Genomic DNA, 13,708 nt, shown 5'->3' on the forward strand with positions numbered 1-13,708 from the left:
GGAGTTCATAATATGGTACAGGAAATCATAAAAAAGATGATCACCGAAGCGATGGCTGCCCAGCACGCTGACGTGAACCAGATAAAAAAAAGACGCGGGCAGAATTTTGTCATCGATGATTCGAAAGTCTATGTAGATGCAGTCCGGGATATGAAACCCATCGGGGACCAGAGCAAGGCGGTCTTTGCCCTCCATACCGATTCGGTCAATGCCCATTACACGATCCTGAAAAGCCTGACCAGTACGATCCGTCCTGAAGACGATCCGTTTGTCGAACATTACCAGACACCCGTCATTCTTGAAATGCTCTATGATGCCGACCCGAAGTTCCGGAAGAGTGCTGATGTGTTTATCAAAGCGGTCGGCAAGGCCGAAGCTCTCATCGGCAAGGAGTCAGCCCGGAGGTACGCGGGATTCTATGGGCCTACCTGCGTGGTGGACTTTGCCCTGATACCGGGCAGCAGCAGCAACATCGTCAACCAGATCCTCAAGACCACGGATATCCCGGTTGCGCACAAGCAGACGATTCTTGCAGCGAAGTCATGGGGAATGAACACGTCCTATGGTATCGGGGATGTCTTTGCCCATGCGGTTGAAGGCGGCGCAACGCTTGCCGATGCCGTGAAACAGGAGGTCTCCATGATCCAGTCCATCTATGATACCCCGGTCGCAGCACAGGCAAAACTGATGGACAGCGTTGGCCAGTCATCGTTCGACTGCCGGAAGTACATGAAGGAGTACCGCACGAAGATGCAGGGGGCGGTCAGGGCATCGCTCGATGAAGGCGTTCACTACGGCAACATCGTGACCGTGCCGGCCTATTGTGTCGGCGACATCGCCCACCATATCTCCCAGTCCACGTTCAACATGTGCAAGGACGATGTGATCATGGCTGTCATCGAGTCCGTGACTGAGGTGATGGACAAGACACTCAACGCGGCGGCCCCGAAGATGAAGTCCCCGAACGAGGTGTTGTCGGTTGCAACCGGGGCATCGGCCAGTGCTGCGGAGTATATCCTCGAACTCGACGGGTTCAACGCGATCATGGTCGTGGACATGCTGACGAAGCGCTACCATAACTATGTCCAGCTCTACCCGAAGCGGAGTGCGGCCATCGAACTCCACAACTGTGACTTCATGGACATGATCTACCGTGGCTGGAAGATGGTAGACAAGGCACGGCGGATGCAGAGCAGCGAGCCGGGCCCGATAACGCCAAAAGTCGGCGGGTTCAATATCGACCTTTCGCCTATCCTGAAGAACGAGGTGATGGCCAATCCACAGCGGTACGCGTACCCGGCCTGTGCAATGACCGTCCGGTTCTCGGCCATGATGCGCCTCTCCGATTACCCCTGCCTCCTGACGAGCGAGCCGGTCACGGCGACGCTGATGACGAACATCATCGCCCTGAACAAGACCGTAGCTGCCGCACCTGCACGGATCTGCAAGGATTGTGCATCGGCCGCCCTGATGGATTTCCGTCACTGCTCCTGCCAGTGGAAGGAAGCAGTTTGAAACCCGGAGGGAAAAAATGTCAACTGTTAAAGATGGAAAACTGGAACTGCTTACGGACAAAAACAGTGCACTGGTGCTGGTGGATTACCAGCCCACGATGTTTTCCGGTGTTGCGTCCGGCGACAAGACGATCATCCGGAACGCAGCGTATTGTTCTGCAAAGGCCGCGAGTATCCTGAACGTACCGGTCGTACTCTCGACCATCAACCCGCAGCACAATGGCAATTTTATTGCGGACGTGACAAAAATATTTCCCGGCCAGGAGGTATTTGCCCGCATCATACCCAGCTTCGATGCATTCGAAGATGAGAAGACCTATGCTGCGTTCAAAAAAACCGGCCGCAGGAAGATCATTGTTTCAGGATTATGGACGAGTATGTGCTTTGCCTATACGGCCCTGCACGCGCTCAGGGACGGCTATGAAGTGTACGGGCTGATGGACGCAGCAGGAGATTCCACCCCGGATGCTCACAAGTATGGCATCAAACGGATGCTCCAGGCCGGCGTCATCCCCATGACGGTCGAGTCCCTTGTCTCGGAATGGATGCATGACTGGGGGAACCCGAAGGCCGGGGAGCTTGTGAAAGACGTGTATTCACGGTACGGCTATATGATAGGACTCCAGTAGGTTACCTGGAGGTTCCCCGTTTCATCCATATACAGGGATACCAACCTGGCAAAGCTCGTTGCACCACGGGTCACGACTTTAGTCTGTCCCTCTCCTTTTTCATCTATATCGGATCAATTAATAGATGTTAATGATCTCTGATGTGACTGAAAAACCGCTTGCAAGCTGGCGGGGAAAAGAGCGGTATGACACGGAGCTGCTCGATTGCCTGACCGTGATTTTCAAAAGCGGCGGGTGCAGCTGGTCAAAGTGCCGGATGTGCAGTTACCGCCACGAACGCTATGGCAAACAGAGCTGTGATGAGCTCCTGGCCCATCTCCGGGCTCAACTGGCAATGGTCCTCAGGGAGAATCCCGTGGATGGGTACCGTATGGTCAAGATCTTCACATCCGGAAGTTTTTTCGATCCGGCTGAAGTTCCCCCGGCATTTCTCCAGGATGTTGCATCAGCGTTCCGCGGCAAATTACTGATTGCCGAGACCCGCCCTGAGTTCGTTCAGGAAGCGGTGTTCAGGAATTTTATTGATGCAATCGATGACGGCAGCTGGAAAACCCCCTTGTACTGTGCCATCGGTCTTGAGACCAGCAGCGATGCGATCCGGGAGAAATGCATCAACAAAGGATTCAGTTTCGCAGATTTTAGGTGTGCAGCAGACACCGCCCATGCGATCGGGGCCGGTGTGAAGGCATACCTCCTGTTCAAACCCCTTTTCCTGACAGAGCAGGAAGCATTGAAGGATATGGAGACAACCATCGCAGACATCCAGCCGTTTGCTGATATGATCTCCATGAATCCCTGCACGGTCCAGCGGAATACGGAACTGGAATATTACTGGAAACGCGGCGCTTATCGCCCGCCCTACCTCTGGAGCGTCCTGTCCATCCTGAAGAATGCACCGGGCCACATCACCTGCGATCCTCTTGGCGGCGGACAGAAACGTGGACCGCACAATTGCGGGAAATGTGATTACGAGATCGTCAAAGGCATCCGCGATTATTCCCTGAATGCCGACAAGGACCTTATCGGTGCCCTGTTTGACACGGTCTGCGCCTGTAAGCAGGAATGGGAGTTCATCCTTGCTGAAGAAAAGCCCTGGTGCATGCCGCTGACCCGGTGAGAAGATCTCGTATATCCCTAGAGAATCCAGTAAATTCTTTTTTATTTCAGCTTAATTGTGCCCAGGATCTAATCGTGTCCGATTTTTATTCTGCCTGGTAAACTTAGTTTTCCGTGAATGCAGGCCAGATTATGGGATTATTAAATTCTGGTTTACTCCGAATCTTTTTTAAAAAGTGGTGAGATTCGGTAATGGTTGTTTTTCGGGACGAATGATAGAATACTAAAAAAAAGTTAGGTTGTTGTTGACACGGTCGTGTTACCCGTAGTATTCACTGTTGATGCAGTGGTTGTTTTGGTAATTACGGCTATCTTCGTCGGGGTGGGGGTGGGAGTAGGGGTTTTCAGGTCAGCCATGATCTCGACAACTCCTTTCGGGGTGACCGTGGATTTTTCTGAAACCAGGTTACCGTTCTTATACACTTCCACGGTCAGTTTGTCGGATGATCCATCCAGTTTCTGGAATGATGCGACAACAATACCCTCACTAGTTGGGATCTGGAAGAGTTTTTCACCAGAGCCTGTGACGGATGTCCCTGTGCCAGGAGTACCAACAGTACCTTCATATTCACTGATATAGGTGACACGCACCCAGACACCGGAATCCGGAATAACGAGTTGTACTGCACCTGTTGCTGTCGTCGCAGCAGTAACTATGGGTTCGACGGTTTCTGTAACATCAGGAACTAATACTTGCGGGAGGGTGGTCGTTGGTGCCGGAGTTACCAGGGTGGTAATATAGGGTGTGGGTGTTGCCACGGTTGGACCCGTATTCCCCCCAAGGGGATTGGCAAAAATTACTACTGCGGCAATGATGACGATGATAGCAATTGCGATGCCTCCCACAACGATCCATTTCTTCTTCGATGGTGTTGCCGGGGGAGGGGTAATCGGGGGCGCTGCCGGCGCTGCTGCAGCGGGTGCTGCTGTCGGTGGCCCGGCAGGCTCCACCGGTGCCGCAGTCTCCGGAGAACCGATCACCGGCCATTTCACATCAGTTGTGCCAGGTTGTGACGACTGAGGATCCTGAGGTACTGCCGGTGTTGCCGGAGCAACAGGAGATGCTGTTCCGGGTGCGGCAACCGGGACTGCAACCGGCTGTTCAGGTGCTGCCGGCGGTGTTGTTACTGCCGGTTGCTGCTGCCCATGCTGTTTTGGTACCAGGGGCGCGGGTTCCCTGCGGCGGGGAACCGAATCCTCGATGAGCGGCTCGATTGAATGAATGACATCTTCAATGGGCCGGTCTGTTGCTCCGGTACCGAATGTCGGGGGTGTGGTTACATGGACCTGGGGGACGGAGGATACCGGGTACGGTGCTGCGACCTGGGCCGCAAGATCGGCTTCTGTCACTACAGGTGTCCCGCACTTGTTACAGAATGCTGATTCCGGAGGAACGCGGCTTCCGCACCGGTTGCAGAATGAACCGGTGGGCAGTGATGTCGTCTCCACCGGCTGGGGCATGGAGGGTGCGGTCTCAATAATTTTCTTCATCGGGCCCGGGCGGGCGATCTCGATCTTCCGTTTCGGTGAATGGGATACCGGGGAAGCAACGGATTCAGTATGGTATGGTTGCACGGGAGTATTTGCCGGGTATACGGGTGCTTCTTCATGAGCCTGGATATCCGGCATAATGGTGTGCTGGACTGCCGCGGTAATCTGGTGGCGAAGTGCCTTTACCCATTCGTCGCATTCGCGCTGCCGCTCGCCACTGGTCTTGGAGAACGTGAGGATCATCTGCCGGGTCGCACCGGTATTGGTGATGATGGAGAGGGCGATCGTGGGGTCGCGGATGGCATTTTCACCGGGTTCGATATCCCTGAGGGTGGCAAGCAGGATCTCCTGGGGTGCGATGAGATGTTTCTTGCTGTCAACAAGAATAAGGCGGCGCGTTGTCAGCACTGCCTCAAAGGATACAGATTTGACTTTTATATTCTGTGCATTGAGGATGATTGATTCGTCATTATAGAGATTGGGATATGCCATGCTACCACGTTCCTGAATATATCTGCGCTATTCGAATAAAAAAAGTGTTTGTGGGAATCATGTTTTTTGTCTCACCATAACTGATCGCGACCGTTCATGTACGGGCGGAGGACTTCCGGTATAATAACGGTCCCATCGTCCTGCTGGTAATTTTCGAGAATGGCACGCATGACCCGTGAGGTGGCAATTGCCGTGGAGTTGAGGGTGTGTACGTGTTGTTTGGACTCGAAATCGCTCTTGTCCCGCACTTTGATGTTGAGCCGGACCGCTTGGTACGCGGTGCAGTTCGAACAGGAGACGACTTCCTTGTACGCATTCTCGCGCGGCATCCAGACTTCGATATCATATTTCTTTGCCGCCACGGTACCGATATCTCCGGTGCAGATGTTCACGACATGGTACGGAAGACCCAGTCCCTGGAAGATCTCCTCGGCATTTGCCAGGAGTTCTTCGACAATGGTCCATGAGTCTTCCGGTTTGCAGAAGACGAACTGTTCCACCTTGGTGAACTGGTGGACCCGGAAGAGGCCCTTTGTGTCAAGCCCGTGCGCACCGATCTCCCTGCGGAAGCAGGGCGAGATCCCGGCAAGGCGGAGGGGAAGATCCTTCTCTTCAAAGATCTCGTCCTGGTACATCGCAGCAATCGGGTGCTCGCTCGTGGCAATAAGGTAGGCATCATCGCCATCGATCTTGTACATGACTTTTTCGAAATCCCCGAGATCCGTTACTCCTTCGTAGGATGTCCGGTTGATCATGTACGGGGGAATGACCGGCGTGTACCCTTTTGCCGCAAGCAGGTCAATGGCATACCGCTGGAGTGCCATGTCGAGGAGGACGAGGCTGCCTTTCAGGAAATAGAATCCCGCACCCGATGTCTTGGTTGCCCGCTCAAAATCAGCCCAGCCCCGGTCGGCCGCGAGCTGCCCGTGGTTCTTCACCTCAAAGGAGAATGTTCTCGGGGTTCCTACCTTCCGGATCTCCACATTTTCGGTATCGTCCTTTCCCACCGGGACGCTCTCGTGCAGGATGTTGGGCAGGCGCATCAGGATTCCCCTGATGGCATTTTTCAGATCTTCCTGCTCGGCATCGCATTCCCTGATCTTCAGGGGGAGTGCGGCAGCTTCTGCCATCAGCGGCTTTGCATCCTGCCCGGCTTTCTTTGCAGCGTTGATGTCGCGTGCAATGGTGTTGCGCCTCTGCCGGATCTGGTCGGTCTCCACTTTTAGTTCGCGGGAACGGGCATCCTTTGCCAGCACATCGTCGACCCAGGGGATCTTTTCGATGTCCGCGCGTTTCCTGAGATCCGCTTTCACTGCATCCGGGCTGGCCCGTACGAACCTTATGTCAAGCATTCCAGATTCTCCACACCTGCCATTGACCAGTACATTGGTTTCGTTATCATTTATCGCCTTCCTTTTTCCGGGTCCGACCCCTTTATCTGGTCATGTGGATAAAAAAAGACGTGAAGACCTATGGCGGATTTTTCCTATATCTGTAAGAATCTTAGCGGTACTGCACCGACAAAAGGGGGCGAGTCCGGTGCCCCGGCCTGTTCGCGTCATTGTGAGACGGGAACGTTCTGTACTGCTGACTCAGCGGAAGGTGCAGCAGCAGGGAAGAAAGAATGCCCGTCTGCAGAGTATCTGAAAATTCTCGCGATCCGGAAAAGAAAATTTTAGGCGCCCCGGGGATCCTTGTGGGGGATAGACCCCCGTTGGATGCAGGGTCTTTCAGGACCGTATTTTGTATTCAAAATTTTTATCGATGACCTTGTAGACATCACCGGTATGGTAATTTACAATCACTTCGATACGATCGACTTTTTCAGTGCCCTGGAGTTCAACACCGCTGCCGGACTGGATGGGCCTGAATGTTGCAGTAAGCACCTCGCCATCGGAACGGGTGAGCCGTACAAAGACATCCCGCACGCCATACTGCCCCTTTCCTCCCATGAACTGCACAGAAACAATTTTTGATCGCGGGTCCCGCTCTGCCTGGAAATTTACCATGAATGTGTCGGGTGGTACCTGGGTCGGGCCCGGAACCAGGGAGACGGTTTCCGTTGTCGTGACCGCAATCACTGCAGGTTCGGACACCGTCGCGGTACTTATTGCTGCATCCGGTGTTTCTGGTGCAATGACACCGTTCACGGTTGTGTTCATGGATGAGGAGGGAGAGCCAGGGGATGGGGATGATACACCATGCAGGACACCAGAGAAGACAAGCAGGATGCCGATAATGAGAATGACGATGCCGGCTGCAAGTATCGTTTTTTTCTGATTAACCTTCGCGAGGATACCCGGGGTTTTATTGCCGGATGGCGGTATCGTGATGAGTGCAGATCGGGCAGGTGTCTTTTTTGCCAGAAGTGAGGACGGTTCGGTTTCAACGTTCCCAGTACCGGATCCGGTTCCGTCATCCTCCGGAATCATCATGAGGGGATCCGGGGTTTTCTCTGCCTTTACTGCGCTGCGGTTTTTATCGTCTGCTTTTGGTTTTTTTGCCCGGGGCGTTCCGGGTTTCTTTTCAGGGACCTGACCTGCAGCCGGTCTCTCGATCTCTTTTGGAGGGTTATCTTTTGATGAACCTATCATGGATCCGCAGGAAGGGCAGAACCGGGCACCCGGTTCAAGCAGGGTACCGCAGAGGGAGCAGGCCGGCGGTGGGGCGATTCGTGCGCCACAGGCATCACAGAACGCGGATCCCTCGGGCATCGGGCTGTTACATCGTGGACATGATACGGTTTTCTTCTTTTTGGAACCCGGCAGTTTCATGTTTCAATCCCCATTATGCTCCCGGACCGGTAAGCATAGTACGGTAACGCTCCAGACTGTAAAAGTCTTCCCGGTACTATTCCTATCCGTTCCACCCGGAATAATTCACACGCAGAAAAAACTGAGAGACCCTGCCGGATTCTGCTGTAAAGCAATACTCTATGTAGGCGAAACACGGTACACCTGTGCAGGAAATGAAACTATGAAGATCGCAGTCTGCGGGAAAGGGGGGGTTGGCAAGACGTTCATTGTCGGGACCCTTGCCGCGCATTTTGCAGCGTCCGGCCGCCAGGTCATCGCAATTGATGCGGACTCATCGCCCAATCTCGCACTCAATCTCGGGCTCTCGCTTGAAGAAGCATCACGAATCCTTCCTGTTGCAGACAATGAAGACCTGATACGTATAAAGACAGGTACGGAACACCCCGGTGTGTTCCGGCTCTTATTCACTGTCGACGATATTATCAGCCGGTACGCTGTGCCAACCCCCTCCGGGGCAAATCTGCTGGTCATGGGTACGGTAAAATCCATGGGATCCGGTTGTGTCTGCCCTGCACATTCCGTGATCAAGGCTCTTATTCGCCATCTTGTTGTCGAGCGTAACGAGATCGTGATCCTTGACATGGAAGCCGGTATCGAGCATCTCGGCCGGGGTACCGCTGAACATGTCGATGTTCTCCTCGCGGTCGCAGATGCAAACCTGAAATCCCTTGAAATCGCCTCCACGATCTGCAGGCTTGCGCAGGAATCTGAAATCCGCACCATTGGCCTTGTTGCCAACCGTGTTGCGAATTCACGGCAGGAATCCCTGATCAGGACTTATGCCGGGACTCACGGACTTCTCCTCATCGGCAGGATCCCGTTTGATGAACGGGTGGCAGATGCCGGTATGTCCGGGGAATTACCGGATCCTTCCGGTTCCCTTGCCATGAAGGCGATCGGGGACCTTGCCGATTGCCTGGAGACGATGATGCAGGATACCCCGCGTCTCTCTTCCGGAGGAGTACGCATATGAAGACTTTTGTCACGATGGGCCGGGGCGGTACCGGCAAGACTACGTTCGTTGCGCTGATGGCAAAATATCTTGTCGAACATGGAGAGACTCCTCTCCTGCTTGTCGATGCGGATCCGGACCAGAACCTTGCGGAGCTGGTGGGTGTTGATCTCGAGACGGCTGGGAAGAAGACGATCGCGGAACTCTTGTCTGAGACGTTCATCCAACAGGGTGGGACCATGGTGGGAATCCCCCCGTCCCGGAGAATCGAGAACCGGATCTGGCAGGAAGGGCTCTATGAAGGAGAGTCCTTCGATCTCTTCTCGGTTGGCACCAAATGGGTCGAGGGATGTTACTGCCTTCCGGATGCTGCCCTGAAAAATGCACTTGCATCGATAACCCGGCAGTACCGCTATATCCTCATTGATTCTCCGGGAGGCCTTGAGCACCTGAACCGGAAGATCGCAAGCGATGTTGATACCATCTTCGATATCATGGGGCCGTCTTCCAAGTCCTTCGCCCACGTGAAGCGGGCCCATCGCGTCATCAATGAGGTTGGGATCCGGTTTAACCGGTTTTTCGTTGTCGGGGGTTACGGCTTTGATGCCGATCCGGACCCCTCCTCACTTTCCGCGCTCGGCCTGCCGTACCTCGGAAAGATTGCAGCGGATCCGGAGGTGGCCCGGATGGTGCTGCAGGGAAAGAACCTGCTGGACACTCCTGCGGATTCTGCTGCGTACCGGTCGGTGGCAGGGATTGTGGGAAAGGTGTTGGGCAAAGAATAAATTCCAGGGGCTAAAAGCCAACACACGTTTCCGGATAATTTCATCCGTTTTTTTTGATTCGTTGATTTTTTAAATTCCAAAATTATTTGCAACGGTCTCTCACCCGGCTTCGCAGGGAGTTGCCTGGGCACGTGTCGAGCCCTCGCTGGCCAAGTGATCTGAAAGAGCCGGGAGTACCGGTACGTACGTAGCGCAAAACCAAATGAGGCGTTTTGCGCGTAAGGTATCGCAAAGGGCCTCGTAAAATCGCCCCGGATCCCGGACATAAAACAGGATCCCAAAAACAGGATTTCTTCATTCCCACCCTTCCTCATCCTGAATCCCATGGCAACCACCTGTCCTCAAAGGAAACATGTTCTGAACAGGCCGGTTTTTCTCCTGTAGAAATCGCCCGTTGCACCGCAGAGCAACGCATAGGGTTTTTCCGGGGCACTTCCCTCAATAACCCCCGAATCAGGCCGGTTGGAGTATTCCCGAACGTATCGATCTGGGGCTGCCGTGGGGCCGGATGGGTTGGAACGAGGGTTCAGGTCTCTCTATGAGTCATGAGTATCTTTTCGCGATCCGTACTATGGCGGGGTTCCCGATCCGGGTTATACGCTCCCTCGTTTTCGTCGGTGGTCGGGACCTGCGTTCCCTCGTAGAAATAACTACCCGTAAAATGCCCCGTTTGGCAAACGGAGCCCGAATTGAAAAAACGATCTTCCGATAGTCGCACTTTTTCACGAATTACCGATCGCCAATGTTAAAAAAATACCCTTGCCTTCCCCCATTTACGTATATGGGGGGTATTTCAGTCTCAAAAAAACGTCTAATTATTGCCTTTTGGTTGATCCGGGAACTGAGATCCTGTGGAAAAGGCTGGCCGGGGAAATGGCGGAGGTCCGGATCCGGGAGCCGGGACCGGCAGGGGGTTTCCCCAGGGGGTAGACGGGTTCACCAGTTGCCACTTCGATAACCTTATTTTACCCATCCCTCAATGTATAGATGAATCTCTGGGGCGGATCCACGATGGGACGGAAAAGTGTCAACTTCAGTATAAAAGAGATCAATACCGATCTCGCCCGGTTCCGCGATCTCAATATCACCATCGGCGCCATCACCCGGGAGCAGTGGGACGAGCCGATGGGACCCACGCCTTTTCCTTCACTCACAACCCTCCGCCCATGGGACCAGCGGCTCCTGAAACGGTACAAGCCATTCTATCTCCCGTTCTGCGATCTCTGCTGCATGTGCACGTACGGGAAATGCGATCTCACCGGCTCGAAGAAAGGGGCCTGTGGAATTTCCATGTCCGCCCAGCAGTCCCGTACGGTCCTCCTGTCAGCCTGCATCGGGGCGGCAACGCATATCAGCCACTCACGCGACCTCCTCACCCATCTGATCGCTGCTTCCGGGAGGGACTGCCCGATCAATGTCGGCGGCACCGGTGTCGAGGTGGAAGCCCCCATCACCCGGCTCGTCTGCGGGATCAAACCCATAACGCTGGGAGATCTTGAACCGGTACTGGACTATTGTGAGAACCAGGTTACCCAGCTCCTCGCGGTCACCCACACCGGCCAGGAAGGTAACAATCTCGACTTTGAGTCCAAGGTATTCCATGCCGGGATGATCGATCACGTTGGGATGGAAGTTGCTGATATCGCGCAGGTATCGGCGCTTGGTTTTCCCAAAGCGGACGCCGAAGCCCCTCTGGTGGATCTCGGTCTTGGCACGGTTGATACCAAAAAACCAGTCATCCTTGTTATCGGCCACAATGTTCCGCCGGCAACAGAAATTATCGATTACCTGAAAGAGAACGATCTCTTCCCGGAGGTCGAAGTAACCGGTATCTGCTGCACAGCACTGGATATCACCCGGTACTCGCCGAAAGCAAAGATTGTCGGGCCCATATCCTGGCAGCTTCGTTATATCCGGAGCGGTGTGCCCGATGTCATTGTCATCGATGAGCAGTGTATCAGGACCGACACTCTTTTTGAAGCGGCCCGGATCAATACTCCCCTCATTGCAACGAGCGAGAAGAACTGTCTGGGTCTGCCCGATCTCACGCATGAACCTGTGGAATCGATCATATCCGGATTCGTTACCGGAACCGTCCCCGGGGCTCTCATCCTCGACCCCGAAAAAGTCGGTGAAGTTGCAGTCCGGGTAGCCATTGCTATGGCCCCTCAGCGGAAGAAGCACAGCGCTCTCCCGACTAAGCACCAGCTCACCGAGTGGGCAAAGAAATGCACCCAGTGCATGCTCTGCCGTCGTGCATGCCCCAATGACCTGCCCGTGGCGCAGGCAATCAGACTCGCGGCATCCGGCAATCTTTCAGGGCTTGATGAGCTTTATGATGACTGTCTTGGATGCGGGCGATGTGAATCCGCCTGTAAGCAGAAGATCCCCGTGCACAGCCTCATCGTTACTGCTGCCGACAAGAAGACCCGGGAAGAGACCTTTTGCCTGCGGAGCGGGCGGGGCGCCATCCAGGATACCGAGATCCGCAAAGTCGGTGGTCCCATCGTGCTTGGCGAGATCCCCGGTATTGTCGCATTTGTCGGTTGCGCCAATTACCCGAAAGGCTCGCGCGAAGTAGCGGAGATGTGCATGGAATTTGCGCGACGCCGGTACATTGTCTGCACATCCGGGTGTTCCGCAATGTCGGCCGGTATGTACCGTGACGAGGAGGGAAAGACTGCGTATGAACGTTACTCCGGCGCGTTCGAAGCCGGTGGTATTGTGAATGTCGGCTCGTGCGTTGCGAACGCCCATATTGCCGGAGCTGCAATTAAGATCGCGAGCGTCTTTGCCAAACGTCCCCTGCGGGGCAATTATGAAGAGATTGCCGATTACGTGTATAACAGGGTCGGTGCGGTTGGCGTGGCATGGGGAGCCATGTCGCAGAAGGCCGCTGCCATTGCGGCTGGGTTCTGGCGTCTCGGTATTCCCGTTGTAGTCGGACCCCATGGCACCAAGTACCGCCGCATGCTGCTCGGCCGTGCTGACAAGGAAGCGGACTGGCTCGTGTACGATGCCAGGACCGGCGAGCAGGTCAATGGCGGGCCGGTGCCCGAGCATCTCTTCTTTGCGGCCGAGACCAAGGAGGAGGCGATGGTCATGATAGCAAAACTGACCATGCGCCCGAATGACACGAGCAAGGGACGGGCCAACAAGCTCGCCAATTACATCGACCTCCACAAGCGGTTGATCGGCGGTATTCCCCCGGACGTGTACCGGCTCGTGCGGACTCCAGCTGATATCCCGCTGACCATGAAGGATGAGATCCAGGTTCACCTGGCCGAGCATGACTGGAAAGAAGCCACCATACCGGACCCGACTCTCCTGTCCCGTATGGTCCACTCCCGGAAGGTGGCCTGATCATGCCGATGAACGAGTCCTGGCAGACCGCCGAGATCCCCGGGCCCAAGAAGGCCTCGCTCATCATGAAACCGGACATTGCGGACGCGATGATCCGGCGGGCAAAGCGCCCGATCATGATCGTCGGCCATGGCATCATCGAATATGATGTCGAAGGCAGGCCGCTGATTGACTGTCTCATCGACCTCTCAAGGAAGGCGAAGATCCCCATTGTCTCATCCGCCAGTACCAACAAGGAGTTCCTTGCCCGCGAGTTCGAGCCTGCAGCTATTATGTCGGCAATCGACATCAGTTACCGGCTGACGGATCCTGAATGGAAAGGGCTTGACGGGAAGGAATCGTATGATCTCGCTATCTTTGTCGGCCTGCCGTACTCGATGGAGTGGACAATCCTCTCCGGGCTTAAGCATTTTGCTCCCGGTGTCAAGACCATGACCTTTGACTGCGTGTACCAGCCCAATGCCAGCTGGTCGTTCCCGAACAGTACTATCAAGGACTGGGCGGCAAGTCTCAAGGGCATTGTCGAGAACCTCGAAGATTAGGAAGAATA

11 protein-coding genes are annotated in these 13,708 nt (G+C 54.7%); 8 read left to right on the top strand and 3 right to left on the bottom strand.

Annotation, left to right across the window (positions count from 1 at the left end; genetic code table 11):
- Nucleotides 1-12 precede the first annotated feature (12 nt).
- From LUQ43_RS03335 to LUQ43_RS03345, 3 genes are all read left to right on the top strand, one after another.
- Nucleotides 13-1,515 carry a DUF2193 domain-containing protein gene (locus LUQ43_RS03335; protein WP_299963774.1) on the top strand — a complete coding sequence of 501 codons (1,503 nt, stop codon included), beginning with the start codon at nt 13-15 and terminating at the stop codon, nt 1,513-1,515.
- Nucleotides 1,516-1,531: 16 nt separating this feature from the next.
- Complete coding sequence (locus LUQ43_RS03340) at nt 1,532-2,143, top strand: isochorismatase family protein (protein WP_299963776.1); 612 nt, start codon at nt 1,532-1,534, stop codon at nt 2,141-2,143.
- A 130-nt stretch (nt 2,144-2,273) separates the two neighbouring features.
- Nucleotides 2,274-3,260 (top strand): archaeosine biosynthesis radical SAM protein RaSEA, encoded by a 987-nt coding sequence (locus LUQ43_RS03345; protein ID WP_299964047.1) that lies wholly within the window; start codon nt 2,274-2,276, stop codon nt 3,258-3,260.
- A 233-nt stretch (nt 3,261-3,493) separates the two neighbouring features.
- Here LUQ43_RS03345 and LUQ43_RS03350 read toward each other — a convergent pair whose 3' ends face one another.
- Complete coding sequence (locus tag LUQ43_RS03350; protein WP_299963779.1) at nt 3,494-5,242, bottom strand: zinc-ribbon domain-containing protein; 1,749 nt, start codon at nt 5,240-5,242, stop codon at nt 3,494-3,496.
- A 71-nt stretch (nt 5,243-5,313) separates the two neighbouring features.
- Entirely contained in the window at nt 5,314-6,594 is a 1,281-nt protein-coding gene (serS, locus tag LUQ43_RS03355) for a serine--tRNA ligase (RefSeq protein ID WP_299963781.1), read from the bottom strand.
- A gap of 120 nt (nt 6,595-6,714) precedes the next feature.
- Between serS and LUQ43_RS03360 the strand changes: the two genes are divergently transcribed.
- Entirely contained in the window at nt 6,715-6,921 is a 207-nt protein-coding gene (locus LUQ43_RS03360) for a hypothetical protein (RefSeq protein ID WP_299963783.1), read from the top strand.
- A 51-nt stretch (nt 6,922-6,972) separates the two neighbouring features.
- On the opposite strand, the gene LUQ43_RS03365 is transcribed toward LUQ43_RS03360, so the two are convergent.
- Entirely contained in the window at nt 6,973-8,016 is a 1,044-nt protein-coding gene (locus tag LUQ43_RS03365) for a zinc ribbon domain-containing protein (RefSeq protein WP_299963785.1), read from the bottom strand.
- A gap of 202 nt (nt 8,017-8,218) precedes the next feature.
- Between LUQ43_RS03365 and LUQ43_RS03370 the strand changes: the two genes are divergently transcribed.
- From LUQ43_RS03370 to cdhB, 4 genes are all read left to right on the top strand, one after another.
- Nucleotides 8,219-9,031 carry an AAA family ATPase gene (locus tag LUQ43_RS03370; RefSeq protein ID WP_299963787.1) on the top strand — a complete coding sequence of 271 codons (813 nt, stop codon included), beginning with the start codon at nt 8,219-8,221 and terminating at the stop codon, nt 9,029-9,031.
- A complete protein-coding gene (locus LUQ43_RS03375; RefSeq protein WP_299963789.1) occupies nt 9,028-9,795 on the top strand; it encodes an AAA family ATPase in 768 nt (255 codons plus the stop codon). Before LUQ43_RS03370 ends, LUQ43_RS03375 begins: the two co-directional genes overlap by 4 nt.
- Before the next feature lie 987 nt (nt 9,796-10,782).
- Nucleotides 10,783-13,158 (top strand): CO dehydrogenase/acetyl-CoA synthase complex subunit alpha, encoded by a 2,376-nt coding sequence (cdhA, locus tag LUQ43_RS03380; RefSeq protein WP_299963791.1) that lies wholly within the window; start codon nt 10,783-10,785, stop codon nt 13,156-13,158.
- A 2-nt stretch (nt 13,159-13,160) separates the two neighbouring features.
- Nucleotides 13,161-13,700: a CO dehydrogenase/acetyl-CoA synthase complex subunit epsilon gene (cdhB, locus tag LUQ43_RS03385; protein WP_299963793.1), complete on the top strand. Its 540-nt coding sequence runs from the start codon at nt 13,161-13,163 to the stop codon at nt 13,698-13,700.
- Nucleotides 13,701-13,708 lie beyond the last annotated feature (8 nt).

This window comes from Methanoregula sp. (genome assembly GCF_028679125.1).
Lineage (GTDB): Archaea > Halobacteriota > Methanomicrobia > Methanomicrobiales > Methanospirillaceae > Methanoregula.